Origin of the sequence: Pseudophaeobacter sp. 1A09344 (genome assembly GCF_041008745.1) — a bacterium.
Taxonomy (GTDB): Bacteria; Pseudomonadota; Alphaproteobacteria; order Rhodobacterales; family Rhodobacteraceae; genus Phycobacter; species Phycobacter gallaeciensis_A.
The window spans coordinates 187,121-202,046 of the sequence record NZ_JAXGFS010000006.1 but is presented as its reverse complement, the minus strand read 5'-3'; the positions used below and the strand labels follow the sequence as shown (position 1 = coordinate 202,046).

General features: G+C 64.2%; 16 protein-coding genes. 8 read left to right on the top strand and 8 right to left on the bottom strand.

What is annotated here, in order from left to right:
• Positions 1-36: 36 nt before the first annotated feature.
• Positions 37-474: a hypothetical protein gene (locus SM765_RS12565; RefSeq protein ID WP_065271946.1), complete on the bottom strand. Its 438-nt coding sequence runs from the start codon at positions 472-474 to the stop codon at positions 37-39.
• A gap of 207 nt (positions 475-681) precedes the next feature.
• Between SM765_RS12565 and atpD the strand changes: the two genes are divergently transcribed.
• From atpD to SM765_RS12525, 8 genes are read left to right on the top strand one after another with little or no spacing between them, the layout of a single operon-like run.
• On the top strand, positions 682-2,082 hold the full coding sequence (gene atpD / locus SM765_RS12560) for a F0F1 ATP synthase subunit beta (protein WP_274838075.1): 1,401 nt from the start codon (positions 682-684) through the stop codon (positions 2,080-2,082).
• A complete protein-coding gene (locus tag SM765_RS12555; protein WP_274838076.1) occupies positions 2,072-2,461 on the top strand; it encodes a F0F1 ATP synthase subunit epsilon in 390 nt (129 codons plus the stop codon). Before atpD ends, SM765_RS12555 begins: the two co-directional genes overlap by 11 nt.
• On the top strand, positions 2,458-2,751 hold the full coding sequence (locus SM765_RS12550; protein WP_274838077.1) for an AtpZ/AtpI family protein: 294 nt from the start codon (positions 2,458-2,460) through the stop codon (positions 2,749-2,751). The genes SM765_RS12555 and SM765_RS12550 overlap by 4 nt, the downstream gene beginning before the upstream one ends.
• Positions 2,752-2,770: 19 nt before the next feature.
• Positions 2,771-3,508 carry a F0F1 ATP synthase subunit A gene (locus tag SM765_RS12545; protein ID WP_274838078.1) on the top strand — a complete coding sequence of 246 codons (738 nt, stop codon included), beginning with the start codon at positions 2,771-2,773 and terminating at the stop codon, positions 3,506-3,508.
• Positions 3,509-3,510: 2 nt separating this feature from the next.
• Positions 3,511-3,801, top strand: coding sequence for a F0F1 ATP synthase subunit C (locus SM765_RS12540; RefSeq protein WP_065271941.1), 291 nt, complete (start codon positions 3,511-3,513; stop codon positions 3,799-3,801).
• A gap of 4 nt (positions 3,802-3,805) precedes the next feature.
• Positions 3,806-4,588, top strand: a complete 783-nt coding sequence (locus tag SM765_RS12535) for a F0F1 ATP synthase subunit B family protein (RefSeq protein ID WP_065271940.1) — start codon at positions 3,806-3,808, stop codon at positions 4,586-4,588.
• On the top strand, positions 4,554-6,194 hold the full coding sequence (locus SM765_RS12530; protein ID WP_274838079.1) for a F0F1 ATP synthase subunit alpha: 1,641 nt from the start codon (positions 4,554-4,556) through the stop codon (positions 6,192-6,194). The genes SM765_RS12535 and SM765_RS12530 overlap by 35 nt, the downstream gene beginning before the upstream one ends.
• Entirely contained in the window at positions 6,181-7,062 is an 882-nt protein-coding gene (locus SM765_RS12525) for a F0F1 ATP synthase subunit gamma (RefSeq protein WP_274838080.1), read from the top strand. The genes SM765_RS12530 and SM765_RS12525 overlap by 14 nt, the downstream gene beginning before the upstream one ends.
• A gap of 39 nt (positions 7,063-7,101) precedes the next feature.
• Here the strand turns inward: SM765_RS12525 and SM765_RS12520 are convergent, their stop codons facing one another.
• From SM765_RS12520 to SM765_RS12490, 7 genes are all read right to left on the bottom strand, one after another.
• On the bottom strand, positions 7,102-8,040 hold the full coding sequence (locus SM765_RS12520) for an acetamidase/formamidase family protein (RefSeq protein WP_274838081.1): 939 nt from the start codon (positions 8,038-8,040) through the stop codon (positions 7,102-7,104).
• Positions 8,041-8,082: 42 nt separating this feature from the next.
• Positions 8,083-8,823, bottom strand: coding sequence for a FadR/GntR family transcriptional regulator (locus SM765_RS12515; protein WP_065273639.1), 741 nt, complete (start codon positions 8,821-8,823; stop codon positions 8,083-8,085).
• Between the two features lie 96 nt (positions 8,824-8,919).
• A complete protein-coding gene (locus SM765_RS12510) occupies positions 8,920-9,666 on the bottom strand; it encodes a DUF1028 domain-containing protein (protein WP_274829942.1) in 747 nt (248 codons plus the stop codon).
• Positions 9,663-11,453 carry a gamma-glutamyltransferase family protein gene (locus SM765_RS12505; protein ID WP_274838082.1) on the bottom strand — a complete coding sequence of 597 codons (1,791 nt, stop codon included), beginning with the start codon at positions 11,451-11,453 and terminating at the stop codon, positions 9,663-9,665. The genes SM765_RS12510 and SM765_RS12505 overlap by 4 nt, the downstream gene beginning before the upstream one ends.
• 17 nt (positions 11,454-11,470) lie before the next feature.
• Positions 11,471-12,352 carry an ABC transporter permease gene (locus tag SM765_RS12500; protein ID WP_274838083.1) on the bottom strand — a complete coding sequence of 294 codons (882 nt, stop codon included), beginning with the start codon at positions 12,350-12,352 and terminating at the stop codon, positions 11,471-11,473.
• Between the two features lies 1 nt (position 12,353).
• Positions 12,354-13,298 carry an ABC transporter permease gene (locus SM765_RS12495; RefSeq protein WP_065271933.1) on the bottom strand — a complete coding sequence of 315 codons (945 nt, stop codon included), beginning with the start codon at positions 13,296-13,298 and terminating at the stop codon, positions 12,354-12,356.
• A gap of 88 nt (positions 13,299-13,386) precedes the next feature.
• A complete protein-coding gene (locus tag SM765_RS12490; protein WP_274839017.1) occupies positions 13,387-14,913 on the bottom strand; it encodes an ABC transporter substrate-binding protein in 1,527 nt (508 codons plus the stop codon).
• Between the last annotated feature and the right edge of the window lie 13 nt (positions 14,914-14,926).

Here is a 14,926-nt window from a genome sequence, read left to right as displayed (position 1 = left end):
AAACTGCCCATCCGGAAATGTCAGGTGGCGGCCGGGTCACACCGGAATTGCGTGGCCGTGCTCTGCATCCTCGACCGCAGCGGAGACCGAATCCAGCGTTTCCTTATTGGCGCTGACTTCACCGGCGGTGACATATTCTGCACTGCGGGTGCAGAAATCGACCCATTCCTGGACGTCTTCGGCCACCCGCTCGGCGGATTGCATCTGCCAGTCGTGCAGCACCTTGGCCGCCGCACCCGGATCGACCGGAGCAGTGCCGAACAGCTCTGCCGTGGCCTGCAATGCGGTGCGGGCCGCCGTGTGGCGGCGGTCGAACCAGTGTTTTGAAAATTGTTCGGCCTCTTGCAGGATCTTTTCCTGGACTTCCCAGAATTGATGCGCCTGCGGGCCCAGCAGAGGATTGGCGGAAAACAGAGCCTGCGCCGCCTGATCAAAGCCGCCGGAAGTTTTCGATTCAGATTGAGTTTTGGCCATGGGACACCTTTGGTTGTGCGTCATAAGACAAACACCGGGTGTAGCGGATCCGCTCCGCCCGGGTGCGGAAATCATAGGCAGAATAGTCTGATTCCCGTGTCATTGAATTGACTCCAATCAATGTGAATGTGCCGATGGGTCATAATATCAGCACCAAACGCCTGTTTCTGATAGGCTTGCAGCACAGGTGCAACAAAAGGATCCGACGTGTCCGACAGCGCATCCATTGGCCATATCACTGCTATCGAGGGCAGCATCGCCGATGTCCGGTTCGCAGCAGAGCTGCCTGCAATCGGCACTCGTCTGGTCACCCTGTCCGATCCCGCGATCACCATCGAGGTCGCCAGCCTGCCGGGGCGGGAGACTGCGCGCGGGCTGATCCTGAACCCCAACACGGAGCTGCGCCTTGGCATGCCGGTGCGCAACACCGGTCTGCCGCTCTCGGTGCCGGTGGGGCCTGCCCTGCTGGGACGCATGGTCAACCTGTTCGGCGATCCCATTGACGGACGCCCGCTGCCCGGTGACATGCCGCGCCGATCGATCCATGGCACGCCGGTGCCGCTGTCCCGGCGCCGGGCCGAGGGTGAGTTGTTTGAGACGGGGATCAAGGCGATTGACCTGCTCAGCCCGCTGGAACGCGGCGGCAAGGCGGGGCTGTTCGGGGGCGCCGGTGTCGGCAAGACCGTTCTGATCACCGAGATGATCCACAATATGGTCGCCGAATACGAGGGCATCAGCCTGTTCTGTGGCATCGGGGAACGCTGCCGCGAAGCCGAGGAATTGCATCGCGACATGGAGGAGGCCGGGGTGCTGGACCGCACCGTGATGGTCTTTGGCCAGATGAATGAAACCCCCGGCGTGCGGTTCCGCGTCGGCCATGCGGCCCTGACCATTGCCGAGTATTTCCGCGACGATCTGAACCGCGATGTTCTGGTGCTGATCGACAATATTTACCGTTTCGTGCAGGCCGGCTCCGAGGTTTCGGGCCTTCTGGGGCGGATCCCGTCGCGGGTGGGTTATCAGCCGACGCTGGGCACCGAGCTGGCCGATCTGGAAGAGCGGATCTGCTCCACCAGCCGGGGCAGCATGACCTCGATTCAGGCGGTCTACGTGCCGGCCGATGATTTCACCGACCCGGCGGCGACGCATACGTTTTCGCACCTGTCAGCCTCGATCACCCTGTCGCGCAAGAAGGCCTCCGAAGGGCTGTATCCCGCCATCGACCCGCTGAAATCCTTTTCCCGGATGCTGACGCCGGGGGTTGTCAGCACCCGCCACTACATGATCGCCAGCGCGGTGCGCAACACGCTGGCCGAGTACGAGGATCTCAAGGATATCATCGCCATGCTGGGGCTGGAGGAGCTTTCTGAAACGGACCGCGCCACCGTGCGCCGCGCCCGGCAGATCGAACGGTTTCTGACACAGCCGTTTTACTCCACCGAAAAGATGACCGGCATACCGGGGCGTTTCGTGCCGCTGAGCGACACGCTGACCTCCTGTGAGCGCATCCTGAACGATGAATTCCGCGACCACCCCGAAAGCGCCTTTTACATGATCGGAACCGTGGCGGATCTAGCGCAGAAAGAGGGGGCGGGACATGCGGCTTAAGATCCTGCTGCCCGACCGGATGTGCCTTGATCTGGAGGTTGTGCGTATCGTGGCCGAAGGGCCGGATGGCGCATTCGGGATGTTGCCGCACCATATCGATTATGTCTCTCAGCTGGCCCCGGGCATCCTGACTTACGAGGAGAAGGGCGGGCAGGTGCGCTATGCTGGGATCCATTCCGGAACACTGGTGAAGGTCGGGGATGAGGTGCTGGTCTCCACCTCCGGCGCGGTGCTGGGCGATGATCTGCAGACGGTGCAACAGCGGGCGCAGGCCGATTTCCGCGCCGCCGAGCAAAGCGAACGGGCCGCCCGCGCCGCCTTGGCTCGGCTGGAGGCACAGATCGTGCGCCGGTTCCTGGAGTTGGAGCAGGCGCTATGAACGGCGAACGGCCCGACGCAGAGGAGGCGGAAGAGATCGTCCGCAAGGCCCGTCGGAAACAGGTGGCACAAAAACACCCGCAGCGCAGCGCGCTTTATGGGCTGGGGATGTTCGGTCTTGTCGGCTGGTCAGTTGCGGTGCCGGTGGTTCTGGGCGTCGCGCTGGGCGTCTGGATCGATGGACACGTCCAGTCGCACCGGTCCTGGACGCTGATCCTGCTTTTGGCTGGTGCGGCGCTGGGTTGTCTCAACGCCTGGTACTGGGTGCAGCGCGAAGGGAGTGATGAATGACACAGGCGGAGACACCGTGATGCAGATCAGTCCCGATCAATGGGTATTGGCCGAATGGCACGGGTTGCAGCTGACCGCCACCGTGGCGTTCACTTGGCTGGTGATGGCGCTGCTGGCCGCCGGATCCTGGCTGGTCACCTCGCGCCTGTCGACGGGCGAAAAGGTCTCCCGCTGGCAGGTCATGCTGGAGGTCATCGTTACCGCCATCCGCGACCAGATTTCCGAGATTAGCGGCGGTGACGGCGCGCGCTATCTGCCCTTTATCGGAACCCTGTTCCTGTTCATCGCCGCCGCCAACCTGCTGTCGGTGGTGCCTGGCTATGTGCCGCCTACCGGCTCCCTCTCCACCACTGCGGCGCTGGCCATCGCGGTGCTGGTGGCAGTGCCCGCCTTTTCCATCGCTCGGCAGGGGATCGGCGGTTACCTGAAGACCTATGTGCGGCCCAGCCCCATCATGCTGCCCTTCAATCTGGTGTCAGAGGCATCGCGGACCGTTGCTCTGGCCGTGCGCCTATACGGCAATGTCATGAGCGGCACGATCATCGTCGGCATCCTGATCAGCGTGGCGCCGTTCTTCTTCCCGGTGGTCATGCAGGTTCTGGGCCTGCTGACTGGCCTGATTCAGGCTTATATCTTTGCCGTTCTGGCGATGGTTTACATTGCCTCGGGCGCCCGCAGCAGCCGATCGCCATCGTCTGGTGCTGGCGCCTCCCCTGCCAACCAAACCGGTCACAGCCAAACACGAAAGGAACCCTGATCATGGACGCTTCCGTCTGGATCGCCATCGCCTCGATTGTCACGGCGGGGCTGACCATCACCATCGGTGCCATCGCCCCCGCGCTGGCCGAAGGCCGGGCCGCGGCGCAGGCGCTGCAGTCCCTTGCACAGCAGCCGGACGCCGCCCCGACGATCACCCGCACCCTTTTCGTCAGTCTTGCGATGATCGAATCCACCGCGATCTACTGTTTCGTGGTGGCGATGATTCTGCTGTTTGCCAACCCATTCGTGGACATCGCCGCTCTGACTGCGGCGCTCCCGGGCGGAGGATGATCCGGTGCAGATCGACTGGCTGACCGTCGCGGCGCAACTGGTGAACTTCCTCGTTCTGATCTGGTTGCTGAAACGCTTTCTCTACGGGCCTGTGACCAAGGCAATGGCCGAGCGGGAACAACGGATTGCCGAGCGGCTTGGCGATGCGCGCCGCGTGCGTGAAGAGGCTGTCACCGAAGCCGAAGCGCTGCGGGCCGAGCGGCAGGCGCTGGACAGCCATAGGGAGGCCGAGATGGCAAAGGCCCGCGCCGCAGCCGAGGCGTTGCGCCAAGAGCTGGAGGCCGATCTGCGCGAAGACATGGAGCAGAAACGTGCGGCTTGGCTGGACCATTTGCAGGAGGACCGCACTGAAATCGTGCTGGAGATGCAAAAGCGCACAGCCGCCCACGTGGGGCAGGCGCTGCGCCGTGTTCTGGCGGATTTCGCCGGGGCCGATCTGGCGGAGCAGATGGCGGCAGAGTTCGCCCGGCAATTGTCCTCGCTCGACCTTGAGGAGCGCAGGCGGCTGGAACGGGCAGCGGAAGGCATGCCGGGGGCGGCGCTGGTGGAATGCAGCATGGAGCTGCCAAGCGCGGCGCGGCGCCACCTGACCCGCGCCATCCACGACGAGATCGCAGAGGGTATAAAGGTGGATTATGCCACCGCCGGGGATGTCACCTTTGGCATCCGTCTGACGCTGGGCCATCAGGTGCTGGACTGGTCGGCAGGGCGCTATCTGGACCGGCTGGGCCTGCTGATCGAAGAAAGCCTGGATGCCGTGGCAAGCGAGGCTGCCGATGCCGCATGACGGGCAGAACGGCGGGCGCAATGACAAGCGCACAGACGGGCAGGGCATGGCGGGCCGGATTGCCGCAGGGCTGGTCGACCGGATGGACCGGATCCTTGCCGAAACCGCCCCGGTGGCCGAAATCACCGATGTTGCCCGGGTGCTTTCTGTTGGCAATGGCATTGCGCGGATCGCCGGGTTTCCCGACCTCAGGGCGGATGAGCTGGTGGTCTTTGCCGGTGGGCAGACTGGTATCGCCTCCAGCCTGGCTACCGACCGCATCGGGGTAATTGTACTGGGTGACAGCGTCGGCATCCGCCCCGGTGACAAGGTGCACCGCACACGCCGCGTCGTTGACACACCGGTTGGTGCCGCGCTGCTGGGGCGGGTTGTCGATGCGATGGGGCAGCCCATCGATGGTGCTGGACCGTTGCAGTGCCGCGACCGCGCCCCCATCGAACGTGCGGCCCCGCCCATCATGCACCGCGCCCCGGTCAGCGTGCCGCTGCAGACCGGGATCAAGGCGATCGATGCCGCCGTGCCCATCGGGCGTGGTCAGCGCGAGTTGATCGTCGGTGATCGGCAATCCGGCAAGACGGCCATCGCCGTCGATACCATCCTGAACCAGCGCGACACCGGGGTGATCTCGATCTATTGCGCCATCGGGCAGCGGGCTTCGGCGGTGGCGCGGGTGATCGATAGCCTGCGCAAGGGCGGCGCACTGGAGCGCACCATTGTCGTGGTGGCCGGCGGAGAGGACGCGCCGGGGTTGCAGTTCATCGCGCCTTATGCGGCCACTGCCATGGCTGAGCATTTCATGGACGAAGGGCGTGATGTGCTGATCGTCTATGACGATCTGACCCGCCATGCCCGCGCCTATCGCGAGCTGTCGCTTCTGTTACGCCGCCCGCCCGGCCGCGAGGCCTATCCCGGTGACATTTTCTATATTCATTCGCGGCTGCTGGAACGCGCCACCCCGCTGCGCGAAGAACACGGTGGCGGTTCGCTGACTGCTCTGCCGGTGATCGAAACTCAGGCGCAGAATATTTCCGCCTTTATTCCCACCAACCTCATTTCCATCACGGACGGGCAGATCTACCTGTCGCCCTCGCTGTTCGAAAAGGGCAGGCTGCCGGCCATCGACATCGGCACCTCGGTCAGCCGCGTTGGCGGCAAGGCGCAATTGCCTGCCTTTCGCGCCGTGGCGGGAGATCTGAGGCTCTATTACGCGCAATTCGAAGAGCTGGAGACCTTTGCCCGCTTTGGCACCCAGATCGATGCCGAGACACGGCAGCGGCTGGACCGGGGGCTGCGGGTGCGGGAAATCCTCAAGCAGCGTGAACATCACCTGCTTGAGGTGGCGGACCAGATCGCGGCGCTGCTGGCCGCGACCGAAGGGTTGTTCGATGCCATTCCTGCTGACAGGGTCAGCGATGCGGGGCTGCATGCGGCTCGGGCCGCCCGCCGGACCTGTCCCGAGATCTGCGATGCCATCGAGGGCGGCGCGCCGCTGGACCCGGCGCAGCGGGCGGCCCTGATCACGGCGATGCAGGCGGCGCTGACCGGGTTCTATCCCGATGATCCGCATTCGCCGCGGCGCGAAGGAGTGGGTGATGCAGACGCTTGAGGCGCTTTCGGCGCGGATGCACACCACCGCCGAGATCCATTCCATCGTACGCACCATGAAAAGTCTCTCTTCGGTCAGTATCCGCCAGTACGAACGCGCCGCTGCGGCGATGCTGGAGTATGAACGCACGGTGGATCTTGGGTTGCGGGCTGTGCTGCGTGATCAGTCTCTGCAGCCGCAGGTGGGGTCACCCGCAGAGGTGGCGCCGGGATCGGCGCTGATCGTCATCGGCTCTGACCGGGGGCTATGCGGGCGGTTCAACGACCGAATTGGTGGTCGCGCGGTCGCGCGGCTCTTGGAGGAAAGCGATTGCCGCCTCTGCGTGCTGGGCCAGCGGGTGGCCGCGCATATGGAGGCAGAAGGGCATATGCCCGATGCGCTGTTTGCGCTGCCCGGATCGGCCGCCGGTCTGACGGCCACGGTGCATGCGGTTGCGGTGGAAATCGACCGTTGGACCGAAGCGGGCGTCGGGACAGTCTCGCTTTTGTTCAACCGCCGCGCCGGGGCTTCGCTGGCGGTGCCGACCGAGTGGCCGCTGCTGCCGGTGCCGCGCGGGGATCTCGATGCTCTGGCCCGCAAACCCTGGCCATCGCGCAGCCTGCCGACCTACCGCATGGCGCCGACCAAGCTGTTCTCCTGGCTGATCGGGCAGCGGATCTTTGTGCAGATCTATCGCGCGCTTGCCGAATCCCTGGCCAGCGAACACGCTGCGCGTCTGGCTGCCATGCGCCGGGCGGAAGGCAATATCAGCGATCACCGCGAAGAGCTGATGGATGCCTATCGCCAGAAACGGCAGGAGGAAATTACCCGCGAACTACTGGATATCATTTCAGGTTTCGAGGCGGTGGATCAGGGTGATCCAGCCTGACAGTCCTGTGTCGGCGCGGCGGACTGGATACAGGCGCCGTTACGGGCGTTGCAGCTGGCTTTTCGGCATCATCATATGCACACCTTTTTCGCGGTTCACCGTCTGGGTGATGCGCAGATCGGCGGCGAGACTGCAGAGCATATAGGCGTCTTCCCGGCTGATCCCCAATCGCGCCTCGGCCACGGCAATCATGTCCCGCAGGGCCATTTCGGCGCAGACATCCAGATCGGGATGCATGCCCATGGTGATGTGATGCGATGGCGTTTCTGCTTGTGGGTAGTCCAGCGACAGGTCCCTGCGCAGGGTCAGGCGGAAATGCCCGCGCAGCGCCGTTTCGATGGCGGTGACGCAGACCTCGCCATCGCCCTGCGCGGCATGACCATCGCCACAGGAAAACAGCGCGCCCGGTGCCAGAACCGGCAGGTACAGGGTGGTGCCCGCGATCAGTTCCTTGTTGTCGATATTGCCGCCATGGCGACGCGGCTCGATGGTGGAGATCCGCCCCCATTCCGGCGACGGCGCCACCCCCATGACCCCAAAGAACGGCGCCAGCGGCAGATCGGTGCCCCAGGGCAGGTGGGCCAGTTGCCGCTCGGCGTCCAGCGGCAGGATGGTGCGCTGGCGTTTGGGAAATTCCAGCGGCAGCGTCCCGGCCAAGGGCCGGATCATGTTGTAGCCCCAGTCCTGCCGTAGCGAGATATCGAGGATATCGACCTGCAGCACATCGCCCGGCTGGGCGCCGCGCACCTCGACCGGGCCGGTCAGGATATGGCCCGGCATGCCCGGCAGACCGGCGGCGTGAATTTCCAGCAATTCCGGCGGCACGTGAAAACCATCTCCGGGCAACATGTCGGGGCCGCCCGAGACGGTGTCGATGATGACCTCTTCGCCGCTGTCGATGGACAGGGCAGGCGGATGGGCCGCGTCGAAAAAGCCCCAGTGGCAGCTCTGCACCGATGCGGGAAGGGTGGATGTCATGATGCGTCTCCTGCCGGTTCCGTTGTGATCTGTACGCCGCTGTTACTTGCCGGTGTCTATGTCGAACAGTTCGGTCTCCCAGCTGTCGTCGCCGGGGTCCATTTCGCTCCGCAGCGCGTCAAAGCGGGTGGTCAGATGTTCGCGCATGGCGGTGCGGGCCACATCGCTGTCGCCGGTGGCAATCGCCTCGATGATGGTCACGTGCTCGCAATGCGACACTTCCAGCGACGGGCCGCTTCGGGCACGGGCGCGGATGCGGATCCATTCCGGGTTCTCGCGGATCCGGTCAAGCAGGGCAAAGGAGGTCAGCAATGGCCGGTTGCGGGCGCATTGGGCGATCAGCCGGTGAAAGGCGCCATCCCAAAGTTCGATCGCTTCCGGACCGTTGGATTCAAACTGCCGCTGGGCCAGACGGCGCAGGCGCATCAGCTCATCCGGCTGCATCCGTTTGGCACACAGCGCGGCAAGCTCCGGCTCGATACACAGGCGCGCTTCCATCACTTGTAGCGCGTTGGTTTCCCCGGCGATCTTGGCTGCGAGGTCTCCGGTTGGGTCGGCGGGCTGTCCGGCAAAGGTGCCCTTGCCCTGTTTGCGCCAGACCAGCCCCTGTTCTTCCAGACTGTCGAGGGCTAGACGCACCGCCCTGCGGCTGACGTCGAACTGTTCCGACAGAACCCGTTCGGTGGGCAGTTTTCCGTCCGCGGCGAGGCTGCCCGATTTGATCAGGGCCAGAACCTTTTGTTTGATCGGCTCGATAGACGAGCTGCGGGAGTGTGATGACATGACAGACTTTTTCTCAGACAGGGTCTGCATATTGAAGCAAAAAATGGCGCAAAGGGTAAAAACAACAGCGCCCGGGGCATACCGGGCGCTGTTTGATCAATAATCGACGGCCTGCGATTTGCTGGGGCGTCCTTCTGCGATGCGGCGGGCCTCTGCCGCGGCGATATCGGCGTCGATGCCTTCGCGGGTGGGCAGGCCAGAAAACTTCTCGGCCGTGGGCATGCCCTTGGAGAAATGCACATAGCGTTCCTGCGCGACCTCCCAGAGGCGGGCCAGCTCACCTAGGGGGTCCGCGTGGTCATCGGCCCGGATGTCGAGCCAGGCATGCTCTTGTCCGCGATGGATCACCAGTCCGGCGGCCTGACGGCCCCGTTTGTCGCCACCTGCGGCCTCTCCGGCTTGCATGGCCACGATCAGACGCTCGGCAAAGGGCAGATCCGCGTTGTCCTTGTAGGCCGCCGAGGTTGCCTCGATCACCTCGGGGCCGGTCAGCATATTGCCCGCCACCGAATGATCCTCGGCCAAGAGGTGCCCGGCCCAGTCGACGCAATCGGCGCCGGTATGGGCGACAAAGCGACCTTCGGCATCCATCATATGGGCCTGGCGGATCGCCTGCCCCTGATCGCGAAGGGCGAAATCGGCGAGCACCGCCTGGGCGCTTTCACCGGCGGCCATGCGCCTGCGTCCCTCGGTGCCCCAGACCGGATTGCAGAAGGCCTGCGACGCCACGGCGACAGTCGGCCCGACAAAGGGCACCACCGCGCCGCAGGCGAAGAACCGGGAGGCGACGATCACAGCGATCGCGCCATCCTCGGGATTCTTGGCAATCAGCGACCAGGTCATCGGCCGACCGCATAGGCCTGCATCAGGCGCGGGGTCGCCGCCGCGCGCAGCATGCCGTCCGGCTCGCGCAGGGCAGCGGTCAGGCGGCCGACGGTCCAGGGATCCGCCACCACGACGTTGTGACCCCGGGCGCGCAGGTCGGCGATTACCGCCTCGCCAAAGTTGGGCTCGACCATCATTTCGGCGGTGCGCACTTCGCGTGGGAAGAAGGATCCCTGGAAGTGCATGGAATGGAACAGCGGCGCATCCATGCATTGCTGCAGTTCCATGCCGAAATGCACGAAACGCAGGAACCAGATCAGCTGCCACTGGTCCTGCTGGTCACCGCCGGGGGTGCCAAAGACCATCTGCACACCGTCTTTTTCCGCATAGCTGGGGGTCAGGGTGGTGCGGGGGCGGCGGCCCGGCGCCAGCGAGGTCGGCAGACCGTCCTCCAGCCAGAACATCTGGGCGCGGGAGTTGAGCGGGAAGCCGAGGCCCGGAATGACCGGGGAGCTTTGCAGCCAGCCGCCTGAAGGTGTCGCGGCGACCATGTTGCCCCAGCGGTCGATCACGTCGAGATGCACGGTATCGCCGCGCTTTTCGGTGAGGTGCGACATGGTCGGTTCCTGCGCCGCCACCTGGCCGACGTTGAAGTCCCGCGCCGCGCGCTCGACATAGGCGTCGGCGAGATGTTCGAAGCCCGGCACCCGTCCCGGGCGCTGCTCGGTCGAGGCCTTGTCGGTGATCAGCTTGCGGCGCTCGGCGTTGTATTCCTCGCTCAGGAGGTACTCCATCGGGATCTCGGACTGGGCAGGGTCGCCGTAATAGGCCTCGCGGTCGGCATAGGCGAGCTTCATCGCTTCGGTCACGGTGTGCACGAACTCGGCGCCGAAGGGATCCATCGCGCCAAGGTCAAAGCCTTTGAGGATGGCAAGGCCCTGCAGCATCACCGGCCCTTGGCTCCAGGCGTGGGTCTTGTGCACCGTCCAGCCTTCGTATTCGTAAGACAGGGTGTCCTCATAGGTGGCACGCCAGTCCTTCAGGTCGTCGGGCGCCAGCACCGCGCTGTGTTTCTCGTCCGAGACATCCATCACATGGGCCTCTTTCAGATAGTCAAAGATCGCCTCGGCCACGAAACCTTCGCGCCATTCGGTGCGGGCGGCGTCGATCTGGGCGACACGGTCCTCACCTGCGGCTTCGCCCGCTTCGGCCAGACGTTCATAGGTGCGCGCCAGATCTGGATTCTTGAACAGGGCGTTGGGTTTCGGCGCTTCGCCACCCGGGGCCCAGACAGCAGCCGAGGTCGGCCATTCGGTTTCAAAGAATTCCTGCAGACCGGCAATGGTATTGGCCACACGCGGCAGCACCGGATGGCCATCGCGAGCATAGCCGATCACCGGTTCCAGCACCTCGCGCAGGGACATGGTGCCGTGGTCGCGCAGCATCATCATCCAGCCGTCAAAGGCGCCGGGAACAACGGTTGCGAGCAGACCCGAACCGGGGATCAGGGTCAGCCCCTGTTCGGTGTAGGCTTCGATGGTCGCCGCCTTGGGCGCCACGCCCTGTGCACAGACCACCTTGGTTTCGCCGGTTTCCGCCTTGTGGAAGATCGCGGGCATATCGCCGGCCGGACCGTTCAGATGTGGTTCGACCACCTGCAGGACCAGCGCGGTTGCGACGGCGGCGTCAAATGCGTTGCCGCCCTTTTCCAGAATGCTCATGCCGACGGTCGAGGCAATCCAATGGGTCGAGGTTGCGACCCCGAAGGTGCCCCGGATTTCGGGCCGTGTTGTAAAATCGGACATCTATGTCTCCGTTTGGTCTAGTGCTCGCGGGGGTCCAGCGCATCGCGCAGACCATCGCCAAGAAGGTTGAAGCCCAGCACCACGAGAAAAATCGAGATGCCCGGCCACATGGCCATCCAGGGGGCTTGATTGAGGAAATTTTTCGCTGTGTTCAGCATCGACCCCCAGCTGGGCGCGGGCGCCTGCTGGCCAAGGCCGAGGAAGGACAGAGAGGCCTCGGCGATGATCGCCGTGGCAATGGTCAGCGTTGCCTGCACGAGGATCGGCGGCAGCACGTTTGGCAGGATATAGCGGCGCAGGATCTTGGGCGTCGGCAGGCCGATGGCCAGGGCGCTGTCCACGTAGTCTTCGGAGCGCACGGTCAGCACCTGCCCGCGGGTCAGGCGGATGAAGATCGGCGTGGCCGAGATCCCGATGGCGATCATCGCATTGGTCAGCGACGGACCAAGAAAGGCCGCCAGCGCAATCGCCAGGATCAGGAAGGGAGCCGCCAGCAGGGCTTCGGTGCAGCGCGAGATCACCGCATCGGTCCAGCCGCCGAAATAGCCGGCCAGAATGCCGAGCGGCACGCCAAGGGCGAGGGCAATCCCGACCGAGACCACACCGGCCAGAAGCGAGGCCTGCGCCCCCCAGATCAGGCGGGACAGCACATCGCGGCCAATCTCATCCGTGCCCATCCAATGGGCGGCCGAAGGCGCCTTGCGCACGGCGCCCCAGTCGGTGGCGGCGGGATCGGGGATCGGCAGCACGGGGGCCAAGAGGGCAATCGCCACGAAGAAGGCCACCAGAATGCCGCCGAACAGGGCGCTGCGGTGAGAGCGGAACTTCTTCCAGACGCGGTTCCTGCCGTCGCTGATCGCATCCTGCTCGGGGGTGAAGGGGGCTGTTGCTTCGGTCATATTATTGCCCTCTCAGCCGTGGATTGAGGATGAAATACAGCGCATCGGCCAGAAGGTTCATAAAGATAAAGCCGACCGCGGTCACCAGAACGATACCCTGCACCACCGCATAGTCGCGGTTGAACACCGCATCGACGACCATCTTGCCAAAGCCGGGAATGGTGAAGATCTGCTCGGTCAGGACGGCGCCAGCCACCAGTTCGCCGAACAGCAGCGCGGTCAGGGTGACAATCGGGGTCAGTGCGTTGCGGAAGGCGTGTTTCAGGACCACGCGGCGTTCGGTCAGCCCCTTGGCGCGGGCGGTGCGGACGTAATCGGCGCTGAGCACGCCCAGCATGGCCGAGCGGGTGTGCCGCATCATCGTGGCGGCAAGGGCGGTGCCCAGCACGAAGGCAGGCATCAACATGGTGCGGATCGACTGGGCGAAATCCTCGGACAGGGGCACATAGCCGGATGCGGGCAGCAGCTGCCATTTCACCGACACCAGCAGGATCAGCATGATGCCAAGCCAGAAGTTGGGGATCGACAGACCCGAAAGGGCAACCACATTGGCCAGGTAATCGGTCAGCGTACCCTTGCGGTAGGCCGACAGGATGCCCGCAGGTACGCCGATAGTCAGGGCAAAGATCATCGACATCGCCGCCAGTTGCAGCGTCACCGGCAGTTTCTGCATCATCAGCTCGGTGACCGGCTGGTTGGTGCGCAGCGAAATCCCGAGGTCTCCCTGCAGGGCATTGGTGATCCATGTGAAATACTGCACGATGATGGGATCGTTCAGGCGGTATTTCTCGCGCAGCAGCTCCAGTACCTCGGGGTCGCGCTCTTCTCCGGCCAGCACCAGAAGCGGATCCCCCGGCAGCAGCTTTTGCAGGGCGAAGACAAAGATCGAGATCAGTATGATCGTGGGCACCGCGATCAGGATGCGGCGCATGAGGAACAGGAACATCGGGCAGACCTGACGGATTGGCTGCGACCCCGAAGGGCCAGAAGATCTGCGCCGCCCGCGCGCAGGGCGGGGCGGCGCAGGGTGGGTATCACTCGTTCCAGGTGACGCCTTCGAGGCGGATCATCCCGTCCGGATAAGCGGTGAAGCCTTCCAGATTGGTGTTATGCGCCCAGATCCAGGTCTGATGGTAGAGGTAGACAATCGGCGATTCCTCGACCAGCACGTCGCGCGCGGCATCATAGGACGCCTTGCGGGCCTCGGTGCTGGCGGCAACGCGGGCCGCGTTCAGCGCCTCATCCACGGCAGGGTTCGAGTATTTGCTGTCGTTGAGGCCACCGTTCGTGGTCATGAACTGGTGGATGTTGCCATCGGGATCGACCCGGCCGGACCAGCCGATCTGGCTGGCGGTGTAGTCACCGGCGGATTGATCGGCTAGCAGGGTGGCGAACTCTTTCGAGACGATCTTCACGTCGATGCCTGCTTCGGCGGCCATGGCCTGAACCACCTGCATCAGCTGCAGCGGAACGGTGGTGTTGGGGACCTGAACTTCCAGCTCCAGACCATCAGGATACCCGGCTTCGGCCAGCAGTTCCTTGGCCTTGGCCACATCGCGGCCCGGAACCGGGTAGTCGGCGTCATACCAGGGCGAGGTCGGCGGATAGGGCTGGTTGCCAGCGGCAAAGGCGCCTTCAAAGACCACCTGGTTGATCGCGTTGCGGTCGATGGCATAGCTGAACGCCTGACGCAGGCGCGCGTCGTTGCCCCAGGGGTTGTCGCCCTTTTCACCGTTGTTGAGGTTGAAGGTGATGCCCTGATAGCCCAGCGAAACCGCGTCGGCGACAGCGATATTCGCATCTGCATTGGCCTGTGCCAGATCAGTGGCGGCCAGACGCTCCAGCATGTCGATATCACCCGACTGCAGGTTGGCCAGACGCACGGTGGTGTCCGGGATCGGCAGGAAGGTCACGCTGTCAAAGGCGATCTTGTCGGCGTTCCAGTAGTCCGGGAACCGCTTCAGGACAATCTTGTCCTGGGCGACACGCTCTTCAAAGCTGAACGGACCGGAGCAGACCGGGTTGAGGCCGAAATCCACGCCTGCTGCCGCAGCGGCGGTGGGCGACATCATCATGCCGGCACGGTCGGCCAGCTGCGCCAGAAGCGTCGCGTCGGGGCCTTTGAGGTTCAGCTTGATCTCATACTCGCCGGTCACTTCGGTCGTGGTGATCGAGGACAGCTCGGACTTGCGGCGTGATTCATCAAGGGTCTTGGAGCGTTCGATATTCGCGGCCACGGCCTCTGCGTTGAAGGGGGTGCCATCGTGGAACACCACGCCCTCGCGCAGCTGCATGGTGACGGACATGCCATCCTCGGACACCTGCCATGCGGTGGCCAGCTGCGGGATGATTTCCAGATCCGGGGTGATGTCGACCAGCTTGTCGCAGAGCGAGGCATAGACGATGCGGCCCACGAAGGTGCGCGACTGATCGGGGTCCAGCACGTCGGCGTCCGATTGCAGGCCGATGCGCAGATCCTTGGCGCTGGCGCCGGTGGTCATCATCCCCAATGCGGTGGCGCCGAGAAGGGCAGCCATCAGGGTGGGTTTCAAGTGTTTCATCGTCTTGGTCCTC

What these genes read in the sequence shown, in the direction of transcription:
- SM765_RS12565 (WP_065271946.1), bottom strand. Translation starts at nt 474, where the DNA reads ATGGCCAAAACTCAATCTGAATCGAAAACTTCCGGCGGCTTTGATCAG.
- SM765_RS12555 (WP_274838076.1), top strand. Translation starts at nt 2,072, where the DNA reads ATGCGGCTTAAGATCCTGCTGCCCGACCGGATGTGCCTTGATCTGGAG.
- SM765_RS12550 (WP_274838077.1), top strand. Translation starts at nt 2,458, where the DNA reads ATGAACGGCGAACGGCCCGACGCAGAGGAGGCGGAAGAGATCGTCCGC.
- SM765_RS12545 (WP_274838078.1), top strand. Translation starts at nt 2,771, where the DNA reads ATGCAGATCAGTCCCGATCAATGGGTATTGGCCGAATGGCACGGGTTG.
- SM765_RS12540 (WP_065271941.1), top strand. Translation starts at nt 3,511, where the DNA reads ATGGACGCTTCCGTCTGGATCGCCATCGCCTCGATTGTCACGGCGGGG.
- SM765_RS12530 (WP_274838079.1), top strand. Translation starts at nt 4,554, where the DNA reads ATGCCGTGGCAAGCGAGGCTGCCGATGCCGCATGACGGGCAGAACGGC.
- SM765_RS12525 (WP_274838080.1), top strand. Translation starts at nt 6,181, where the DNA reads ATGCAGACGCTTGAGGCGCTTTCGGCGCGGATGCACACCACCGCCGAG.
- SM765_RS12520 (WP_274838081.1), bottom strand. Translation starts at nt 8,040, where the DNA reads ATGACATCCACCCTTCCCGCATCGGTGCAGAGCTGCCACTGGGGCTTT.
- SM765_RS12515 (WP_065273639.1), bottom strand. Translation starts at nt 8,823, where the DNA reads ATGTCATCACACTCCCGCAGCTCGTCTATCGAGCCGATCAAACAAAAG.
- SM765_RS12510 (WP_274829942.1), bottom strand. Translation starts at nt 9,666, where the DNA reads ATGACCTGGTCGCTGATTGCCAAGAATCCCGAGGATGGCGCGATCGCT.
- SM765_RS12505 (WP_274838082.1), bottom strand. Translation starts at nt 11,453, where the DNA reads ATGTCCGATTTTACAACACGGCCCGAAATCCGGGGCACCTTCGGGGTC.
- SM765_RS12500 (WP_274838083.1), bottom strand. Translation starts at nt 12,352, where the DNA reads ATGACCGAAGCAACAGCCCCCTTCACCCCCGAGCAGGATGCGATCAGC.
- SM765_RS12495 (WP_065271933.1), bottom strand. Translation starts at nt 13,298, where the DNA reads ATGTTCCTGTTCCTCATGCGCCGCATCCTGATCGCGGTGCCCACGATC.
- SM765_RS12490 (WP_274839017.1), bottom strand. Translation starts at nt 14,913, where the DNA reads ATGAAACACTTGAAACCCACCCTGATGGCTGCCCTTCTCGGCGCCACC.